The sequence below is a fragment of the Nitrospirillum amazonense genome, assembly GCF_007828035.1.
GTDB classification, from domain to species: Bacteria; Pseudomonadota; Alphaproteobacteria; order Azospirillales; family Azospirillaceae; genus Nitrospirillum; species Nitrospirillum amazonense.
In genome coordinates this window covers 492,858-513,214 of record NZ_VITV01000001.1, presented here as the reverse complement: position 1 = coordinate 513,214, position 20,357 = coordinate 492,858, and the positions used below count along the sequence as shown (strand labels likewise).

Below are 20,357 nucleotides of genomic sequence, written 5' to 3'. Positions count from 1 at the left end.
CGTGGGCGAGGGGCGCCAACCTCCCGCCCATTCCCATCAATACCCTTCATCCACCCAGTGCTGCGTGGACTTCTTGGGACGCTTGTAGCCGTTGTCGGGCTGGCGCGGGGGCAGGGGCAGTTCCACCGGGCTCAGATCCTTGTAGGGGATCTGGTGCAGCAGGTGCGCGATGCAGTTCAGGCGCGCCTTCTTTTTGTTGTCGGCGTCGACGATGTACCAGGGGGCATGGGCATGGTCGGTGTGGGCCAGCATCACGTCCTTGGCTTTGGAATATTCCACCCAGCGGCCGCGCGACTCCAGGTCCATGGGCGACAGCTTCCAGCGCTTCATGGGGTTGTGCATGCGCTCCACGAAGCGCTTCTCCTGCTCCTCATCGCTGACCGAGAACCAGTATTTGATCAGGATGATGCCGGACTTCACCAGCATCTCCTCGAACAGGGGGCAGGCGCGCAGGAACTCCTGGTACTCATCCTCGGTGCAGAAGCCCATGACCTTCTCGACACCGGCGCGGTTGTACCAGCTGCGGTCGAACAGGATCATCTCGCCGGGGCCCGGCAGATGCTGGACATAGCGCTGGAAATACCACTGGCCCTTCTCCCGCTCCGTGGGCGTGCCCAGGGCCACCACGCGGCAGATGCGGGGGTTCAGGCTTTCGGTGATGCGCTTGATCACGCCGCCCTTGCCGGCGGCGTCGCGACCCTCGAACAGCACCACCACCTTCAGACCCTGGATGCGCACCCATTCCTGCAGCTTCAGCAGCTCGAACTGCAGGCGGGCCATCTCATCGATATACTTGTAGTGCTTGGGCGGCCGGCCCGGCTTGCCCGGGCCCAGGATGTTCCAGCGGTCCTCGATGCGCTTATGTTCCTTGGCGTTGCGCAGGATCTCGCCGTCCAGCGGCGGGGCCGGGCTGATGTCCGCCATCTCTTCCGGGGTGGGCTCGCCCACCTCGCCGCTCTGGGCGGCGCCATTCGTGTGTTGCGTGTTCTGGTTCGCGTGCTTCTTGGACTTGCCGGCCATGGCGTCTCAGGCCTCCCAGTAATGTGCGCGGGTGAACCGTTGCGGTTCCTTGCCAAGCACCTTGTCCCTGAATGGGGCGCCCCATCCTTGCGCCATGTCAATGCGCCCTTCGGTTATGTGGATTGCATAATGAAAGTGACAAGGGCAAGATGGCGGTGACGCGCTACGTTCAAGAGGATCAACGATGGTTGCCGCGGGTAAGGCCGACAAGCAGGTGGGCGAGGCGGAACGCATGGCGGCGCTGGCCCGCATGGATGGGCTGGATTTCCTGCACGCCATGATGGCGGGCGACCTGCCGCCGCCGCCCATCTCCCACACCCTGGGCTTCACGCTCAGCCATGCCGAACACGGCTACGCCGTCTTCACCGGCACGCCGGTCCACGCCTACTACAACCCCATCGGTTCGGTCCATGGCGGCTGGATCGCCACCCTGCTGGACAGTTGCATGGCCTGCGCCGTGCAGACCACGCTGACCGGCGGGCGCGGCTACACCACGCTGGAACTGAAGATCAACTATATCCGCGCGGTGACGGAGGCGACGGGCCCGGTGCGGGCCGAAGGCCGCGTCATCCACAGCGGCGGCCGCACGGCCACCTCCGAAGGCCGCCTGATCGATGCCCAGGGCCGGTTGCTAGCCCACGGCACCACCACGTGCCTGGTGTTCGACCCCCGGCCGCCCAAGGCCTGACCCACTTTGAGCTGGGCTGCCGGCGACTGGATTGTTGGCCGGTGAAGGCGCGGTGGGCGGTGTTCCGCCGGCCGGCCGCCCGTCCAGTTCCTCCACGATGCGCCGGTGCAGGGCACCGTCCAGCGGGTACCCCGCCATCAACGCCAGGGTGGCGATGAACAGGCCGCAGGGCAGCAGGGACATGAGCAGGCGCAGGCCGCTCAAGGTTTCAGCCGATTGGGTGGCGTTGGGCACGAAGCCGATGGCGGACAGCAGCCAGCCCAGCAGGGCGCCGGCCAGGCCCAGCGCCACCTTCTGCGCCAATGAGGCCACGCCGAATATCTTGGCCTCGTCCCGGCGGCCGAAGCGCCACTCGTTGTAATCGACCAGGTCGGGCAGCATCGCCCAGAAGCCCACGGCGTGGACGGTGCAGCCCACGAACAGGGCGGCGATGGCCGCCACCGCCAGGGCCGGCCGGTCGCTGGGCGCCATCAGGAAGGCCAGGGAGGACAGCGCCGCCAGGCCCGTTCCCGTCTGCCACGACACCTTCTTGCTGGTACGGCGGGACAGCCATACCCAGAAGGGCACGCTGACGGCGCTGGCGGCGGAGAAGGCGGGCATGGCATAGGCGGCCAGGTCCATGTCGCCCACGTCGTACTTGAAGAAATAGACCAGGTTGCGGAACTGAAGGGCGCCCGCCACCTGGATCAGGCCGATGGACACCAGCAGGCGCATCAGCGGGCCGGAGCGGCCCAGCGTGCGCAGGAAGCCGACGACATCGCTGTCAAGCGCGGCGCGCGAAGCCGGTGTCAGGGCCGGGTATGGCTGTTCCTTGACCACGCTGGCGCACAGCCAGAACAAGGCGACGGACAGGCTGCCCACCACCAGGCCGCTGATGCTGTAGCCCAGGCCGGCCCCCGCCGTCCCGCCGTGCCCGCCGCTTGCCATGTGGTCGATGCGGGCGGCCAGGGCCGGCAGCAGGAAGGACACGGTGATGCCGCCGATGAAGGCGCAGGTCATGCGATAGCCGGTCAGGCTGGACCGTTCCTCCGCGTCCTGGGTGATGCGGGCGGACAGCGAGGCGTAGGGGATGGAGACAATGGTGTAGACGCCGCGCCAGGCCATGTGGCTCAGGATGGCGTAGGCGATCAGGCCGCCCTGGCCGAAGCCGGGCGCGGTGAAGCAGGCCGCCATGACGGCGCCCAGCGGCACGCCGCCCCACAGGATGAAGGGTCGGTACCGGCCCAATCGCGTGCTGGTGCGGTCGGCCCACACGCCCATCAGGGGATTGGCCAGGCCGTCGGCGATGGCGGCCACCAGAAAACCCACGCCCACCCACACCGGGGGCACGCCCTGCACATCCGTCTGGAAATAGGCCAGGAACAGGGTCATCGCCTGCCAGTGCAGGTTCAGGCCCAAGTCACCGATGGCGTAGCCCAGCTTGGTCTTCAAGGCGACGGGCGCCTGTCCGTATGCCATCTTCCCCCCGGGGAATTCTTCTCTTGGGGCCGGGGTGGCGGCGGCGGAAATGACAGCGGTGCCGTCCTCCCCCTTCCGACCCAGGCCAACCCCAGGAAACAACATCCGGTGGCGGTCACGCCAGCATGCCTTTCGGACGGTGGCGGTCAAATGATGGACGGGCGCGCTTTTTTGCGCCATCGATGCAGGATTGCCGCAGCCCGGCGCTTTGGGCGATTGTGGGCCCGCGCCGGTCCCACGAATGGGGAAGCGGCGCCGATATAAGGATGGGAGTGGACATATGGCGGGGCCTGACCGCAAGCCGACGATCATCGATGTGGCGCGCCTGGCGGGGGCGTCCATCAAGACGGTGTCGCGGGTCATCAACAAGGAACGCTATGTCAGCCCCGACATGCAGGAGCGCATCGAGAAGGCTGTGGCCGAGTTGGGCTACCAGCCCAACATGATGGCCCGCAGCCTGGCCAGCGAACGCTCCAACCTCATCGGCCACCTCTACGGCGATGCCGGCGGCCCCTATACCCTGGAAATCCAGGTGGGCCTGCTGAACCGCTGCCGGGCCCACGGCTACCACCTGATGATCGAGGAAATCGATTATCGCAGCCCCAACGTGGAACAGCGGGCCAGCGCCATCGTCAACCAGATGCGCCTGGACGGCGTGGTGCTGACGGCCCCCGTGACCGACAACCCCATCGTGCTGCGGATTTTGGAGGAGGCGGGCGTCCCCTATGTCCGCGTCACGCCGCAGCAGGAATCGGAAACCTCTCCCTCCGTCCGCATCGATGAGCGGCAGGCGGCCTATACCCTGACCCAGCATCTGCTCGCCCTGGGCCACCGGCGCATTGGCTTCATTAAGGGCAAGGCCAACCACACCGCCACCATTCTGCGCTACACCGGCTATTGCGAGGCGCTGACCGACGCCGGCGTGACGGTGGACCCGGTGCTGGTGGAGCAGGGGGAGTTCACTTATGCCTCCGCCGTGGCCTGCGCCCGCCGCCTTCTGGACCAGCCCCACCGTCCCACCGCCATCTTCGCCAGCAACGACGAAATGGCCGCCGCCGTGGTGGCGGAGGCGCATAACCGCGGCTTCAGCCTGCCGGCCAACCTGTCGGTGGTGGGCTTCGACGACACGCCGCTGGCCGAGATGATGTGGCCGCCGCTGACCACGGTGCGCCAGCCGGTGCGGGAAATGGCGGAAACAGCGGCCGACATCCTGATCGGCCTGCTGTCCCAGCGTGGCAAGGTGGACTGGCCCAAGCCCGTGCCGCACCAGGTGCTGGCCCACACCATCCTGCTGCGCCAATCCACGGCCCGCCCGCCGGGCAAGGCCTGATTCCCCGCGGCAAGGACGCCTAGCGGCGTCCGCCCACGGCCGGTGCCGCCTGGGGCGGGCGGAAACCGTTGCGGTAGACCTCCTCCACCAAGTCGCGATGGGTGGGCAGGCTGGACACCGCCTGCGGGGTCACGGTGCGCAGGCCCCGGAACTCGTGCCGCGCCTCATCCATGCGGCGGTGCAGGGCGTGCGCCGGCTCCAGGTCGGTTTTGAAGCCCATGCCGTACAGGACGTATTGGTAGCTGGCCGGCAGGAAGGTCTCGTGGTCGGCCACGAAATCGAAGCGCCCGGGCGGCCGATGCGCCCATGCGGCCAGGCGGTCGCGCAGGCTCTCCGGTATGGTGGCCGGGTCGGCGTTGTCCCGCCAATAGGCGCTGTCGGTACGGCGGGTGATGCAGTAGTGCAGCTTCAGGAAATCGACGATGCGCTCATACCGCTTGCCCATCAGCGCGTTGTAGGTGCGGGCCGTCGCGGCCATGGACGCGGCCGTCTGGGCGCTGTCCAGGCCTGTTTCCCCCCAGGGGAAGTACTGGGCGATCATGTGGGCCGCCACCTCAATCAGCATGATGCCGGTCGATTCCAAGGGCTCGAAAAAGCCGCCGGACAGGCCCACGGCCACGCAGTTGCCCACCCATTGGGCAGCACGGCAGCCCGAGTCGAACTTCAGCAGGCGGACGTCGCGCCCTTCGGCCACCAGGCCCAGGTAGCGGCGCAACACTTCCTCCGCCCGGGTGTCGTCGGTGTGACGGCTGGAATAGACATAGCCGGTGCCCCGGCGGTCGTTCAGGCCGATGTCCCAGGTCCACCCCGCTTCATGAGCCGTGGCCACGGTGTAGGAGGGGATGGGCGCGTCGGGCCGGTCGTAGGGCACCTGCAGCGCCACCGCCCGGTCGTTGAACAGTACGTCCTGATAGGACTTGAAGGGCACCTTCAGCGCCCGGCCAATGATCTCCGCCCTAAAGCCGCTGCAGTCGATGTAGAGGTCGGCGCTCAGGCTGCCGTGCTCGCGCGTGTCCACCCGCGCCACCGCACCACTGCCGTCCAGCACCACGTCGGTGACGGTGCCCACCCGGTGGCGCACGCCCAGTTCGATGGCCACGGTGCGCAGCAGCACGGCCAGGCGGTTGGCGTCGAAGTGATAGGCGTAGTTCAGGGGCGCTGCATAGGGCGGGTCGATGGGCCGCTTGGGCCCGCGCGCGGCGTCCGCCACCGCCTTCTGCAGGGTTACGGCCTCGGCGAAGGGCAGGTCCCCCGCCTCGCCCAGCAGCCAGTAGGGCAACAGTTCCGGCCCGTTACCCTGGTGAGGGAAGTTGAAGGGGTGGAAATAGTGGGTGTGCCCGGGCACGGCTCCCAGGGCCTGGGTCGGCGATGCGTCCGGCGCCGGTGTTTCCGCCCAGTCCACGAAATGGACGCCCTGCTTGAACGTGGCGCTGCTTTCCCGCAGGAAGCGCGCCTCGTCGATGCCGATGGCGGCCAGGGTGGAACGGATGGTGGGGAAGGTGCCCTCGCCCACGCCGATGATGCCGATGTCGCTCGATTCGATGAGGGTGATTTCTGTCCCGCCGGACAGGTTGGCGCCCAAGGTCTTGGCCAGGTAGGCGGCGGTCAGCCAGCCGGCGGTGCCCCCGCCCACGATCAGGATACGGCGCCGGGCGCCATCCGCTGCGGTCATCATTTCCTCCCTCATGGCCGCCTGTCCCCTTGGCGGAACGGCGGCAGTTCTTATGTTTCTCAAACCGTTACGGCGGGATCGTCGCTTTTCGTGGCGGCGCCCGCCGCCCCGTCACCCAGGGGTTGCCGGCCAGTTCGTTGCGCTGCCGCAGGCTTTGTCCCGCGCATGAGGCCAGAATACCACGGTTGCCGCCATATGACAGCGCTGTGCGACAACGTTGTCATAATTTTGTTGACAGCATTGTCAGCCCCGCTAAACATGCGACCCACAACGGCGCCGCATCCATTGGATGTGGGCGGTGACCGTCGAATATCCGCCTAGAGCAACCAGGCTAGAATAAAAGGGAGGAAGCGAGATGAAGGCGAGACTCGGACTCTATCTGCAAGCAGCGGCTGTGATTGCCCTGTCCGGTGGCGCGTACGCGCAGACCGCGACGGCCCCGGCCGGTCCCTCCGACACCATTGCCGAAATCGTCGTTACCGCGACCAAGCGTGAAACCAAGCTGCAGGAAACCCCGATCGCCGTCTCGGCGTTCAGCCAGGAAAGCCTGGACAAGCAGCAGGTCAAAGACATCACCGATCTGTCCAAGTTCGTGCCCAGCCTGCAGTTCGGTCAGCAGGGCGACCAGAACGCCATCACCCTGACCCTGCGCGGCATCGGCAACGACAGCGCCTACACCGAAGTGGCCGACCCCGAGGTCGCCATGTACGTCGACGGCATCTACTCGCCGCGCGCCCAGGGCGCCTCGGTGCTGATGTACGACATGGAACGCGTGGAAGTGCTGCGCGGTCCGCAGGGCACCCTGTTCGGCCGCAACGCCACCGTCGGCGCCGTCAGCCTGATCTCCGCCAAGCCGACCTTCGACAAGGAATACGGCAACGCCGAGGTCGTGGCCGGCTCCTACGGTCGCTTCGGCACCCGCGGCATGTTCAACATGCCCGTCTCCGACAAGCTGGCCTTCCGCGTCGCTTTCGTGACGGACAAGCACGATGGCTATGTCGACTACCAGCCGGCCCCCAACGTGCCGGGCGTGAACCCGGCCGCCTACGTGACCAGCGGCCCGAAGTACTACGCCGGCGACCAGAAGTCGTTCCGCGTCAGCGGCGCCTGGCGCCCGACGGACAGCTTCAGCTGGGACCTGAACTTCGAATGGTATGAAGACACCGGCACCCCGGTCGAGCCGCTGATGCAGACCCCGCGTCCGGGCACGAACCTGTGGTCGGTGCAGGCCGACACCGCGCCGTTCCAGGACCGCACCGCGAAGTCCGTCCACAGCAAGATGGACTACGACATCAACGACTACCTGCAGCTGTCCTACATCGCCGGCGCGTCCTGGCTGGGCGGCAACAACCAGGTGGACGCCGACAGCGGCGTGCTGCCGCCGACCAGCGCCACCACGCCGTCCGGCGCGTTCGAGCAGAACAGCACCGTCTGGTCCAGCTACGACTTCTTCAGCCACGAACTGCAGCTGAAGTCGTCGGGCGTGCACACCATCGACTGGATCCTGGGCGCGTACTACTCGCACGAAACCAACAAGATCCGCTTCGATATCGACCAGGCCAACGGCTATCGCCTGGGCACCTTCAGCTGGGCCGGCAGCTTCATCCAGTCTGATCGTGAGATCGAGTCGGCCGCCGGCTTCGGCCAAGCGACCTGGCATGTCACCGACGACATCCGCCTGACGGGTGGTGTGCGCTACACCCGCGACGACAAGGAAGACATCGGTGGCCGCAACGTCACCTGCAACGGCTGCACCCAGGGCATCTTCGGCCGCGATCCCTACTCCATCCCCGGCTACACGGCGTCGCCCAACGACGTCTATGGCCAGTGGAGCAAGGCCACGTGGCTGGTCCGCGCCGATGCCGACATCATCAAGGACGTGCTGATGACCTATGCCAGCGTCGGCACGGGCTTCAAGTCGGGCAACATCGAGGACGGCGGCAAGCTGGCCGGCCCCGAGACGCTGACCAACTATGAAGTCGGCGCCAAGACGACGCTGTTCGGCGGCCGCGCCACCTTCAACGTGGCGGCCTATTATGAAGACTTCACGGGTTATCAGGTGAACCAGGCGGTCACCACCCGTGACGCCGCCGGCCATGTCATCGGCTCGCAGATCGTGACCCAGAACGCCCAGGGCGCCAAGGCCTACGGCCTGGAAGCTGAACTGGCCGCCAAGGTCACGCCGCGTGACACGATCAACCTGTCGCTGTCCGCCCAGCACACCGAGATGGAAGAGCTGCAGAGCATCGACGCCCGCCTGTACAGCGGCGGCGATGTGTCCCACCTGGTCGAGCTGAAGGGCAACGAGCTGCCCCACGCCCCGGCCCTGTCGGGCACCGTCGGGTACGAGCACGTGTTCGACCTGCCCAACGGCGGCACGCTGACCCCCCGCGTCTCCACCCATTTCGAGACCCGCAGCTACCTGTCCTTCTTCAACGCTGGCACGTACGACGAGCAGAAAGCCTATACCCGCACCGACCTGGCCGTCCGTTACGACGCGCCCAGCGGCAAGTGGTCCTTGGAAGGCTTCGTCCAGAACGTGGAAAACGCCAACATCAAGTCCAATGCCGGTGCCTTCGGCGGCCCGGCGACCCCGGTGTGGACGGCCGTGTACCAGCCGCCCCAGACCTGGGGTGTGCGGGCCCACGCCAGCTTCTGATCCGGTTCGTTCGCGTTGTTCGACCCCCGGGGCGCGGGGGCTCTCCTCTCCCGCGCCCCGGTGTTTTCCCTTCTTGGCAGGATACTCTCTCCCCGAATCCTGCGCCTTGATGGGCGGTGCCCCCGCACCGCCCATCCCTTTATCCCCCTGTCGCCATCGCCGTCCGACGCCACGATGACAACGCGTCACGTCGCCTGATGTCGCCCCTGATTTGGGAGACCCCATTGGCCCAGCCAGAGAAGCGGTCGATCACAATTCGGGAGGTCGCGGACCTGGCCAAGGTGTCCATCAAGACCGTGTCGCGGGTCATCAACCGCGAGGCCGGCGTTTCCCACGAGACGCACGCCCGGGTCATGGACGCCATCGCCCGCCTGGACTACCGCCCCAACCTGAACGCCCGGGGCCTTGCCGGCGACCGCTCCTTCCTCATCGGCCTGTTCTATGACAACCCCAGCGCCCATTATATGAGCGACGTGCAGGCCGGCGCCGTGGCCCGCTGCCGCGAGGGCGGCTTCCACCTGCTGGTGGAGCCCTGGGACAGCACCGACCCCAACGTGGGCGACCAGGTCCTGAACCTCATTTCCCAGCTGCGGCTGGAGGGTGTCATCCTGACGCCGCCGCTGGTCGACCACGCCGGTGTGCTCGACGCCCTGCGCGCCTCGCGCATTCCGCTGGTGCGCATAGCGCCGGACACGGACCGCGAGACGGCGCCCTTCGTCTACATGGACGACTACGCGGCCTCCCGCCAGATGGCGGCCTACCTCATCAGCCTGGGCCACCGCCGCATCGGCTTCCTGCTGGGCCATCCGGAACACGGCGCCACTGAACAGCGCTACCGCGGCTTCCGGGATGAACTGGCGGAACACCGCATCCCCCTGGATCCGGAACTGGTGCGTCCCGGTCACTTCTCCTACCGCACCGGCATGGCATGCGCGGAACAGCTGCTGACCCTGGCCGACCGTCCCACCGCCATCTTCGCCAGCAACGACGACATGGCGGCGGCATCCGTCGCGGTGGCCCAGCGTCTGGGCCTGTCGGTGCCGGCCGACCTGTCGGTCGCGGGCTTCGACGACACGCCGGTGGCGCGCATCATCTGGCCGCAGCTCACCACCATCCGCCAGCCCATCAGCCGCATGGCGGCGGCGGCGGCCGACCTGTTGATCGACCGGGCGGTGCGGCGCCAGCCCTGGACCCATCCCATGCCCCGCCGTCTGCTGGAGTTCGAGGTGGTGGTGCGGGAATCGACCGCCCCGCCCTCCAGCGTGCCGTCCCTCGGCCGCGCCCGGCGCTGATCCAACCCAACACCCAAGGCGCGCGGGCACCGGTTCCGCGCGGGAGGACTGTCATGGCCAGTGATGTGAGACTTAAGGGCGGGCATGACGCGCATGCCGGCTCCGGCCTGGTGGTGATGCTGACCCTGGTCGCCACCCTGGGCGGCCTGCTGTTCGGCTACGACACCGCCGTCATCTCGGGGGCTGTGAAGTCCATCGACGCCAACTTCATCGACCCCTTGGGCCTGGCCGACACGGCGCGCGACAGCCTGTCCGGCTTCACCATCTCCAGCGCCCTCATCGGCTGCATCGTCGGCGGCATGATCGCCGGGTGGGTGGCCGATCGCTTCGGGCGCAAGCGCGGCCTGTTCCTGGCGGCCGTGCTGTTCCTGGTCTCCGCCATCGGGTCGGCCTTGCCGGAACTGGGGCTGGGCACCGTCGGGCGGATGGGGCCGGCGGCGCTGACGCCCTTCATCATCTACCGCGTCATCTGCGGCGTCGGCGTGGGCATCGCCAGCATGCTGTCGCCGCTGTACATCGCGGAGATCGCGCCGCCGCACGCCCGCGGCCGCCTCATCTCCTTCAACCAGATGGCCATCGTGCTGGGCATCGCCGGCGTCTATTTCGTCAACTGGGCCATCGCCGCCCAGGGCGACACCGCCTGGCTGAACAGCGTCGGCTGGCGCTGGATGCTGGGATCGGAGGCATTGCCCGCCGCCCTGTTCCTGGTGCTGCTGGCCTTCGTGCCCGACACGCCGCGCTGGCTGATCAAGGTGGGCCGCACGGCGGAGGCCGAGGCCACGCTGACCCGTCTGATGGGGCCGGCCGAGGCCGCCCTCACCCGGCGCGAGATCGAAGGCAGCCTGGTGCAGCATACCGACCGCCTGCTGGCCTACGGCGTCCTGGTGCTGGTGGTGGGCATCATGCTGTCGCTGTTCCAGCAGCTGGTGGGCATCAACGCTGTGCTCTACTACGCTCCGCTGATGTTCGAGAACATGGGGGCGGGTACCGACAGCGCGCTGCTGCAGACCGTGGTGGTGGGGGCGGCCAACGTGCTGTTCACCCTGGTGGCGATGGTCACGGTGGACCGGCTGGGGCGCAAGCCGCTGCTGATCGCCGGCGCCGCCGTCATGGCGGTCGCCATGCTGGCCCTGGGTTTCCTCTTGAACCAGCACCAGATGGGCATCGGCGCGCTGGTGGCGGTGGTGGTCTACGTCGCCGGCTTCGCCTTCTCGTGGGGCCCGGTCGTCTGGGTGCTGCTGGCGGAGATTTTCCCCAACCCCATCAAGGGCAAGGCGCTCAGCATCGCCGTGGCGGCGCAGTGGATCGCCAACTGGGTGGTGTCCTGGTCGTTCAAGGTGCTGGATGGCAACGCCGCGCTGAACGCCATGTTCAACCATGGCTTCGCCTATTATCTCTATGGCGCCTTCAGCATCCTGGCCGGCCTGTTCGTCTGGCGCTTCGTCCCCGAAACCAAGGGACGCAGCCTGGAGGAGATGGAGGGCGTGTGGAAAGCGGCCGGTCGCTGAGCCTTCCTTCTGGCGGTTGATAGCGGTCACAGCTATAGGTTGGGCGGCCCGCCTGGGCATGGGCGCGCCGCTTCCTTTTCTCCGACAGGGTGGTTCCGGTGGCGTCGTTGTTCGAGACTAGTCCCGGGGACGGGGACAGGGTGCTGGCCGACCGGCGGGCGGTGCTGGCCTTCTGGGTCGGGTGCGCCGTGGTGACCGCGGGCGTGGTCCTGCATTTGCCCATGTTCCTGATGGCCAAGGACGTCGGCTATCGCCTGGCCGACATGCCGATGGACATGGGTATGACCATCGGCATGGGCCTGATCATCGTGGGCGTCCTTATCGCCGCCTATGGCCTGCTGCCGCGCAAGACGGCGGTGGCGGCCGTCGACCTCGCCGTGGTGCATGACGACGGCCCGTTGCGCGCGGCGCACTGGCGGCTGATGGCGGTCATCGTCGTGGCCCTGGTCATCGACGTCATGAAGCCGGCCAGCCTGGGCTTCGTCCTGCCCGGCATGCGCGATGAATACGGCGTGGACAAGATGACGGTGGCCTGGCTGCCCATGGCGGCGCTGGCGGGCACGGTCGTGGGCTCCTTGATATGGGGGGCGCTGGCGGACGTCTATGGCCGCCGCGCCTCCATCCTGCTGTCTTCCGTCATGTTCGTCGGCACATCCATCTGCGGGGCCATGCCCGATTTCTGGTGGAACGTGGCCATGTGCTTCCTCATGGGGGCGGCGGCGGGCGGCATGTTGCCGGTGGCCTACGCGCTGCTGGCGGAAACCATGCCGCTGCGCCACCGTGGCTGGAACCTGGTGCTGGTGGGTGGCCTGGGGGGCATTGGCGGTTACCTGGCGGCCAGCGGCCTGTCGGCCCTGCTCCAGCCCCTGTATGGCTGGCGCATCATGTGGCTGCTGAACCTGCCCACGGGCTTGATCCTGGTCTTTCTCAACGGCCAAATCCCGGAATCGCCCCATTTCCTGCTGCTGCGCGGCCGCCTGCGCGAGGCGGAGCGCACGCTGGCCCGCTTCGGCGCCGCCCTGACGCGCGAGGCGGAGGGCGCGCCCGCGTCCAAGGGGGGCGAAACCCACTTCCTCAGCGGCCGGACCCTGGCCCTGACGGTCACCGCCCTGGCCTGGAGCTTCACCAATTTCGGGCTGCTGCTGTGGCTGCCGGCCGAATTGACGGCCAGGGGCATGGACGTGGTCATGTCCAGCCGCCTGTTGGCGGCGTCCGCCCTTATCGCTTGCCCGACCATCGCGGTGGCGGCGCTGCTCTATTTCCGCTGGAGCACGAAGTGGACGCTGGCGCTGATGATCGTCGTCGCCATCGCCGGCCTGGGCGGCGTCATGCGCCTGGGCGACGGGGCCGGCCTGCTGGACGTGGTGGCGCCGGTGGCGCTGCTGATCGTCGGCAGTAACGGCATCCTGGCCGTGCTGCTGCCCTACACGGCCGAGAACTACGCCGTAGGCCTGCGCGGCCGCGCCACCGGCTGGGTCGCCGGCTGCAGCAAGGCCGGCGGCCTGGTGACCCAATGCCTCGCCATCGCGGCGCTGGTGCCCGGCTTGGGGACCCTGGCGCTGGCCATCGGCGGCCTGATGGCGGCCGCGCTGCTGCTGGTCATCTATTTTGGATCCGAAACACGGGTTGGCCGGCGGGATGCGGATCCGCCGCCGACGGCCGCGGCGGCGGAAACCAGCGGCGCTTGAGCCACTCTCTCCAGAGGGGTACCCCGATCGTGCGAGTTCTCCCCGGCTTGCGGTAGCGGCACCATAGCCATTCGGCGCTGTGCGAACGGGAGTGTTGGCGACGGCATGCCAAATTTGATCAACAAAATTGCGACCTGGTGGCTGGGCGAGGGCGAGCAGCCGGTGACACCTGCCCGTCCCACCCGTCCGGACGCCGTTGAGCCAATCACGCCCGACGCGGGCCCGGACGATATCCAGGGCAGGCTGGGCGCCATCCTGGAGCATCAGGCGCGGGTCAGTGCCGGAACCGTCCAGCTTCTCGGCCTGGAAAGCCTGAAGGAAAAGCTCGGGTCCCGCTGGCCCTCGGTACGCGACCGCGTACACCAGTTGACCGAACGCCTGCTGAACCAGTCGCTGGGCCCCGGCGACGTGGTTTTTCCCTATGGACCCGACACCTACCTGGTTGTCTTCGCCCAGATGGACGAGCGCGCGGCCGGCCTGCTGTGCGCCCGCGTGCTGCAGGACCTGCAGCGCCTGCTTCTGGGCGATGCCGACACCGCCACCATCGTAGTGCGCACCGCCGTGCGCCAGGTCACGGGCGACCTGGTGCTGAAACCCCATCGCCTGGCCGACCTGTTGGCCGGCACCGCCCGCGCCGAGGCCGTGGCCAAGGGACGGGAGGAGGCAGCGGCGTCGGGAAGGGCCGCGCCCGGCTGGACCGAGTTGCACGGCGCGCCGGGCCGCGACGTGGGCGGCGGCACCCTCATCCAGGGCGCGGCCGGCGTTGCCGGCGCCCCCGGCTGGATGCCCTTGCCCAGCCAGGGCGGCCGGACAGGCTTCAGCCAGGGCGAGGTCACGGCCGCCTGGGCGGCGCATGGTCAGCTCGGGCCGCTGGAAATCGTCTACCGCCCGGTCTGGGACGCCAACCACCAGGCGCTATGTCTTTACATCACCCGGGGGCGACGCATGCGCCGGGGCGGGCAGGCTGTCTATGGCTACGACTCGGTCTCCAAGACTTCGGTTGGTGGGACCTTGTCGGCCGAGACCCTGAACGCCATCCTGGATTTGGATGAGGAAGCGATGCGCCAGGCCATCGCCACCTACCTGGAACTTTACGACAACCGCTTCCGCTTCTTCCTTTCCCTACCGGTGCATTATGAGACGCTGGCCGGGTTGCAGCGCCGCCGGTCCTACGTGGCGCTGGCCAGCCGCATCCCGTCCCACCTCATCCCTTTCCTGACTTATCATCTGGTGGGCCTGCCCGAGGGCACGCCCACCGGGCGGCTGGCGGACTTCGTCACCGCCCTGCGCCCCTTTGGCCGCAACCTGATGGTGGGCGTGGCCCTGGGGCGCCAGGACATGGCCACGCTGGCCGCGGCGGGGGTCAAGGGCGTGGGCATCATCCTGCCCGGCGCCGGGGACAGGACGGCCATTGATCACCCCGGGGCGGAGCGCCCCAGCCCGGAACGGGTGGCGACCGACCTGGGCCTGGTGGCGGCCGAGGCCCGGCGCCATCGCCTGAAACTCTATGTCGAGGGCGTGGATTCGGTGGAGACGGAGGGGCTGGTGGACCGCGTGGGCGCCGATTTCATTGCCGGCGACCTGATCGGTGGTTGGACGGAAGCGCCGGAACACATCGTGCGCATGTCCCGCGTCGATCTGCTGGCCAATTCCCGGCAGCCGCCCTCTTAGAAAGCAGAGCCCTTAACGGAGACGGCTCCTACTGCGCTTTGGCCCCCGGCCGCCGATCGGGGGGCAGCTTGGCCCAGAGGCGCCGCGCCTCCGCCGGGTCCTTGGGCGCGCCGTCGCCGTTCTCGTACATCTGCGCCAGCAGGGCTATGGCGCCCTGTTCGCCGCCGTCCGCCGCCTTGCGCAGCCAGTGCAGCGCCTGGGCGTCGTCGCGGGCGACGCCCTCGCCCTGGCGGTATTGGAAGCCCAGGGCGAACTGGGCGGGAACCCAACCGCGTTCGGCCGCCATCATGTTCCAGCGCGCGGCCTCCACCGGGTCCTTGGTGACGCCCACGCCGGCCAGGTAGATGGCCCCCATCTGGCCCTGGGCGCGGACGAAGCCCTGGCTGGCCGCCTGCTTGTACAGGCGCGCCGCCTCCGTCGGGTTGGGGGGTACGCCGGTACCGTTCTGATACATCCAGCCCAGGTTGGTCTGGCCGGCGGGGTCGCCCTGGCGGGCGCCCAGGGTGTAGAGGCGCACCGCTTCGGCCACGTTCTTGGGGACCCCGCTGCCGTTCTCGTAATGCCAGCCCAGGCTGACCTGGCCGCGGGCGTTGCCCTGGTCGGCCGCCAGCTTGTACAGGCGCGCGGCCTCCGCCGGGTCCTTGGGCAGGCCGTTGCTGCCCTGGTCGTACAGCACGGCCAGCCCCACCTGGGCCTGGGCGTTGCCCTTCTCCACCGCCTGGCGCAGATAGGCCAGCGCCTTGTCCTGGTCCACCGTCACGCCCAGGCCCTGGCCGTAAATCTTGGCCAGCTCGACCATGGCGCCGGCGTCACCCTGGTTGGCCAACTGGGTCAGCGTGGGCAGTGCCCCGGCGTAATCGTGCCTGGCCATGGCCAGGCGCGCCATGGCCAGGTCGGACGCGTTGTCGGCCCAGGCTGGACTGGCGCCCCCGCCGAACGCCAGCAGGGCGAAGACGGCCAGGGCCATGGCCAGCGTCGACCGGTGATGGGCGGTTTGGTGCGGGGATCGCGGCATGGGGTCAGGTCCTTGGCCGAAAATGGGGCCCGTCAGGTCGGGCGCAGAACGTCGCGCAGCCAGCGGTTGGCGGGGTCATCGTCACTGGCGCGATGCCAGTAGAGATTAAACGCCAATGGCGGCATGTCCAGAGGCAGGGGCAGGGTGACCAGGGCCCCCCGGCTGCCGTCCACCAGAGGCTGGCTGTGATGCCGGCCCATGGTCAGCAGCAAGCCGCCGCCTTTCAGGCCCGCCTCCGCTACCACGCGGCAGGCGGTCTCATACCGTTGGCAGCGCAGCGAAATTTTCCGCTGTATGCCCAGGCGCAACAGGGCGTAGTCCTCCACCGCCGGACCGCTGCGGCGGGAGGAGACGGCGATGTGCCCCGCCGCCATATACCCCTCCAGATCAACGGGGGCATGGCCCGCGGCCGCGACCAGGCAGTAATCGTCGCTCAACAGCGGCAGATGGCGCAGGTCCGGGTCGGGCGCCAGGGTCACGTCCACCGCCAGATCCATGCGGCCCCGCGCGAGGTCCGCCTTCATGGTGGCCCGGTCCAGCCGCACGCTGTCCAGCCGGGGGCTGGACCCCTCCGCCAGGTGCCGGCGCAGGCGGGCCATCATGGCTGGTAACAAGGCGGGTTCCACGGCCTCCGGCATGGCGATGACGGCCTGGCGCAGGTCGCGGTCCGGCTGGAAATCCTGGGCGTCGGCCAGGGCCCGGCCCAGGGCCGCCAGCGCCTCGCGCACCCGGGGGGCCAGCCGGCGGGCAAGGGCGGAAGGCGCCACGCCCCGGCCGTCGCGGGGGAACAACGGTTCGTTTTCGGTACCCAGATGCGGGCCCAACTGGTCCCGCAGCCGGGCCAGGGCGTGGCTGACAGCCGATTGCGACAGCGCCAGCTCATCCGCCGCGCGCGTCAGGCTGCGCGCCCGGTAGACCGCATCGAACACCCGCAGCAGGTTAAGGTCCAGCCTGGCCAGCAGGCGGATATCATGAACGTCATTCATGGTTTATCGCGCATAAACTTCCCATCGGTTCATGTCAATCCGGCGCTACACTCCTTTCAAACCTGGGACGCCACGGCGTCCGCCGGAAAAAAAGGGAGAGAACGCCGATGGACTTCCAGCCCAGCGCCCGTGGCCAGGATTACCTGGATCGTGTCCGCCGCTTCATCGCCGACCATATCGCCCCGGTGGAGGCCCAGTACTGGCGCGACGTGGCCGCTCATGACGGCCCCGACTGGACCGCCTGGCGCGTGCCCCCCAAGATGGAAGAGCTGAAGGCCCGGGCCAAGGCCGAGGGCCTGTGGAACATGTTCCTGCCTGACGCGGAATTGGGCGCCGGCCTCAGCACCCTGGAATACGCCCCCATCGCCGAGGCCACGGGACACAGCCTGATGGCGCCGGAGGTGTTCAACTGCAACGCCCCCGACACCGGCAATATGGAGGTGCTGTGGCGGTACGGCAGCAAGGAGCAGCAGGAACGGTGGCTGAAACCCCTGCTGGCCGGGGAAATCCGCAGCGTTTTCAGCATGACCGAGCCCGAGGTGGCCTCTTCCGACGCCACCAACATGGCCGCCACGGCGGTGGTGGAGGGGGACGAGGTGGTGGTCACGGGGCGCAAATGGTGGTCCAGCGGCATCGGCGATCCCCGCGCCCGCATCGCCATCGTCATGGCCCGCACGCCGGATGAGAGCCGCGACCGCCATCACCAGCATTCCATGGTCCTGGTGCCCTTGGACACGCCGGGCGTACGCATCGAACGCATGCTGCCCGTCTTCGGCGCCTGGGACGCCCCCCACGGCCATGGCGAGGTGGTGTTCGACCGGGTGCGCGTGCCCGCGTCCAACCTGATCGCCGGCCCTGGCATGGGGTTCGAAATCGCGCAGGGGCGCCTGGGCCCCGGCCGCATCCACCACTGCATGCGCTGCCTGGGCGCGGCCGAGGCGGCGCTGGACCTCATGATCCGCCGAGGCACCAGCCGCACTGCCTTCGGCCGCCCCTTGATCGATCTGGGCGGCAACCGCGAACGCGTGGCGGAGGCCCGCGTGGCCATCGACCAAGCCCGTCTGCTGACCCTCTACGCCGCCTGGAAGATGGACAAGGTGGGAACCCAGGCGGCCTTGACAGAGATTTCCGCCATCAAGGTGGTGGCGCCCAGCGTGCTGGAACGGGTGGTGGACGATGCCATCCAGATGCACGGCGGCGCCGGCGTGTCGGGCGATACGCCGCTGGCGGGCTTCTACGCCCAGGCGCGGTCCCTGCGCCTGGCTGATGGACCGGATGAGGTGCACAAGGCCATGATCGCCCGTATCGAGCTGGCCAGGCGCGGCTACAAAAAGACAAAAGGGGAGGGTTGAGGGATGGGTATCACGCCGAAGACGGGGCCTCAGGGCGGGCGTATCTTCATCACCGGCGGGGCCAGCGGCCTGGGCCTGGCGCTGGGCAAGCGCTACGCCCGCGCCGGCTGGCGCGTGGCCGTGGGCGACATCAACCCCGACGCCATGGCGTCGGCGGTGGCGGAACTGTCGGCCATCGCTCCCGATGCCTTTTCCATCCCCTGCGACGTGCGCGATGACGCGGCGCTGGACGCGGCGGCCCAGGCCCTGACCCAGCGCTGGGGCGGGGTCGACATCGTCGTCAACAACGCCGGCGTGGCCCAGGCCGGCAATATCGACGACACGCCGCTGGATGATTGGCGCTGGATCATCGACATCAACCTGATGGGCGTGGTGCGGGGCTGCAAGGCCTTCACGCCGATGTTCAAGGCGCAGGGTCACGGCTATTTCGTGAACACCGCCTCCATGGCCGGCTTGCTCGATATGCCGACGATGAGCGCCTACAACGCGACCAAGGCGGCGGTGGTTTCCCTTTCCGAAACGCTGCAGCACGAACTGGCGCCCAGCGGCATCGGCGTCAGCGTCATCTGCCCCTCCTTCTTCAAGACCAACCTGGCCAGCAGCCTGCGGACCACCGACCCGCGCCTGCGCGCCCGGGTGGACAAGCTGCTGAACCGCCCCGGTATCACGGCCGACGATGTGGCGGAGTATGTCTACCAGGGCGTGGCCGCGGGCCGCTGCCATCTGTTGCCGCACAAGGAGGGCCGCCGCTTCTGGCTGATGAAGCGGCTGATGCCGCGCGCCTGGTACGTGGCCATGATCGACAAGCGGGCACGCAGCATGGCGACCCCGTCGCGCACCGCCGCCGCCGGGCCCCCGCAGCCGGCGACCCCAACCGGGTCGCGCGGATGACGGCGGCGTCCGTGGCGGCGGGGGAGGCCCCGCCCCGTCCCGTGACCGACCGGGCGGGCCCGGTTCGGCCGGGCGAGGATCTGGACGTCGCGGTGGTCGACCGCTGGCTGAAGGAACGGCGGCCGGACCTGCGGGGCCTGCCGGCCGTGACGCAATATTCCGGCGGGGCCAGCAACTGGACCTACCGCCTGGCCTATGGCGAGGACGGGATGGAGGGCGACTTCATCCTGCGCCGGCCACCGGTCGGCACCAAGGCCAAGTCCGCCCACGACATGGCGCGCGAATTCCGTGTGCAGCAGGCGCTGAAGCCCGTGTTCCCCTGGGTGCCCACCATGGTGGGGCTGTGCCAGGACGAACGGGTCATCGGCGCCGATTTCTATGTCATGGAACGCATCGCCGGCATCATCCCCCGGGCCAACCTGCCGCGCGGCCTGGACATGGGGCCGGATGCCGTGCGCCGCCTGTGCCTGGCGATGGTGGACAAGCTGGTGGCCCTGCACCGCGTGGACCCGGACGCCGCCGGCCTGTCGGCCCTAGGCAAGGGCGACGGTTATTGCCGCCGCCAAGTGGAGGGCTGGTCCGGCCGCTACCAGAAGGCGCGCACCTGGAACGTGCCCTCCTTCGCCAAGGTGCGGGCCTGGCTGGCCGCCAACACGCCGGCGGACAGCGCCGCATGCGTCATCCATAACGACTGGCGTTTCGACAACCTGGTGCTGGACGCGGCCGACCCTACCCATGTCATCGGCGTGCTGGATTGGGAAATGGCCACCATCGGCGACCCGCTGATGGATCTGGGCGGGGCGTTGGCCTACTGGGTGCAGGCGGACGACGACTTCTTCATGCGTTCCATCCGCCGCCAGCCAACTCACCTGCCGGGCATGCTGACGCGGGACCAGGTGGTGGCGCACTACCTGGCGGCCATGGGTGACCGGCTGGATGCGAAGGCGGTGGACTGGACCTTCTATGAGGTGTTCGGCCTGTTCCGCCTGGCCGTCATCGCCCAGCAGATCTACTACCGCTATCACCACCGCCAGACCCGCAACCCGGCCTTCAAGCGCTTCTGGCTGCTTGTGACCTACCTGGATTGGCGCTGCCGCCGCATCCTGCGCCGGGCGGGGCGCTGATCC

15 protein-coding genes are annotated in these 20,357 nt (G+C 68.5%); 10 read left to right on the top strand and 5 right to left on the bottom strand.

The features are described 5' to 3' along the window. Positions 1-36 precede the first annotated feature (36 nt). Positions 37-1,020: a polyphosphate kinase 2 gene (gene ppk2 / locus FBZ87_RS02265; protein ID WP_246134191.1), complete on the bottom strand. Its 984-nt coding sequence runs from the start codon at positions 1,018-1,020 to the stop codon at positions 37-39. Between the two features lie 184 nt (positions 1,021-1,204). Between ppk2 and FBZ87_RS02260 the strand changes: the two genes are divergently transcribed. Then, on the top strand, positions 1,205-1,708 hold the full coding sequence (locus tag FBZ87_RS02260) for a PaaI family thioesterase (protein WP_145608745.1): 504 nt from the start codon (positions 1,205-1,207) through the stop codon (positions 1,706-1,708). Here FBZ87_RS02260 and FBZ87_RS02255 read toward each other — a convergent pair. After that, the gene (locus tag FBZ87_RS02255) at positions 1,652-3,166 is read right to left on the bottom strand and encodes an MFS transporter (RefSeq protein WP_186454525.1); all 1,515 of its coding nucleotides are present in this window, start codon (positions 3,164-3,166) and stop codon (positions 1,652-1,654) included. The genes FBZ87_RS02260 and FBZ87_RS02255 overlap by 57 nt on opposite strands. 280 nt (positions 3,167-3,446) lie before the next feature. Between FBZ87_RS02255 and FBZ87_RS02250 the strand changes: the two genes are divergently transcribed. Then, positions 3,447-4,496, top strand: coding sequence for a LacI family DNA-binding transcriptional regulator (locus FBZ87_RS02250; protein ID WP_004274201.1), 1,050 nt, complete (start codon positions 3,447-3,449; stop codon positions 4,494-4,496). A gap of 19 nt (positions 4,497-4,515) precedes the next feature. Here the strand turns inward: FBZ87_RS02250 and FBZ87_RS02245 are convergent, their stop codons facing one another. Then, a complete protein-coding gene (locus FBZ87_RS02245; protein WP_246134190.1) occupies positions 4,516-6,171 on the bottom strand; it encodes a tryptophan halogenase family protein in 1,656 nt (551 codons plus the stop codon). A gap of 352 nt (positions 6,172-6,523) precedes the next feature. On the opposite strand from FBZ87_RS02245, the gene FBZ87_RS02240 reads away from it, so the two are divergent. From FBZ87_RS02240 to FBZ87_RS29040, 5 genes are all read left to right on the top strand, one after another. Then, positions 6,524-8,827, top strand: coding sequence for a TonB-dependent receptor (locus FBZ87_RS02240; RefSeq protein WP_246134189.1), 2,304 nt, complete (start codon positions 6,524-6,526; stop codon positions 8,825-8,827). A 224-nt stretch (positions 8,828-9,051) separates the two neighbouring features. After that, positions 9,052-10,119: a LacI family DNA-binding transcriptional regulator gene (locus FBZ87_RS02235; RefSeq protein ID WP_145608743.1), complete on the top strand. Its 1,068-nt coding sequence runs from the start codon at positions 9,052-9,054 to the stop codon at positions 10,117-10,119. Between the two features lie 53 nt (positions 10,120-10,172). After that, a complete protein-coding gene (gene xylE, locus FBZ87_RS02230; protein ID WP_145608742.1) occupies positions 10,173-11,627 on the top strand; it encodes a D-xylose transporter XylE in 1,455 nt (484 codons plus the stop codon). A 98-nt stretch (positions 11,628-11,725) separates the two neighbouring features. After that, positions 11,726-13,315, top strand: coding sequence for an MFS transporter (locus tag FBZ87_RS02225; protein ID WP_211106816.1), 1,590 nt, complete (start codon positions 11,726-11,728; stop codon positions 13,313-13,315). Between the two features lie 114 nt (positions 13,316-13,429). Continuing rightward, the gene (locus FBZ87_RS29040) at positions 13,430-14,986 is read left to right on the top strand and encodes an EAL domain-containing protein (RefSeq protein WP_186454523.1); all 1,557 of its coding nucleotides are present in this window, start codon (positions 13,430-13,432) and stop codon (positions 14,984-14,986) included. Between the two features lie 28 nt (positions 14,987-15,014). On the opposite strand, the gene FBZ87_RS02220 is transcribed toward FBZ87_RS29040, so the two are convergent. Then, on the bottom strand, positions 15,015-16,001 hold the full coding sequence (locus FBZ87_RS02220) for a tetratricopeptide repeat protein (protein ID WP_145608741.1): 987 nt from the start codon (positions 15,999-16,001) through the stop codon (positions 15,015-15,017). 32 nt (positions 16,002-16,033) lie between these two features. Continuing rightward, the gene (locus FBZ87_RS02215; protein WP_145608740.1) at positions 16,034-16,987 is read right to left on the bottom strand and encodes a LysR family transcriptional regulator; all 954 of its coding nucleotides are present in this window, start codon (positions 16,985-16,987) and stop codon (positions 16,034-16,036) included. A 107-nt stretch (positions 16,988-17,094) separates the two neighbouring features. Here FBZ87_RS02215 and FBZ87_RS02210 point away from each other — a divergent pair, with 107 nt between their 5' ends. The 3 genes from FBZ87_RS02210 to FBZ87_RS02200 are packed head-to-tail and all read left to right on the top strand — an operon-like array spanning position 17,095 to position 20,354. Further along, entirely contained in the window at positions 17,095-18,339 is a 1,245-nt protein-coding gene (locus FBZ87_RS02210; protein WP_145608739.1) for an acyl-CoA dehydrogenase family protein, read from the top strand. Between the two features lie 3 nt (positions 18,340-18,342). Beyond that, complete coding sequence (locus FBZ87_RS02205) at positions 18,343-19,230, top strand: SDR family oxidoreductase (protein ID WP_145608738.1); 888 nt, start codon at positions 18,343-18,345, stop codon at positions 19,228-19,230. Continuing rightward, positions 19,227-20,354 (top strand): phosphotransferase family protein, encoded by a 1,128-nt coding sequence (locus FBZ87_RS02200; protein WP_145608737.1) that lies wholly within the window; start codon positions 19,227-19,229, stop codon positions 20,352-20,354. The genes FBZ87_RS02205 and FBZ87_RS02200 overlap by 4 nt, the downstream gene beginning before the upstream one ends. Positions 20,355-20,357: the final 3 nt, after the last annotated feature.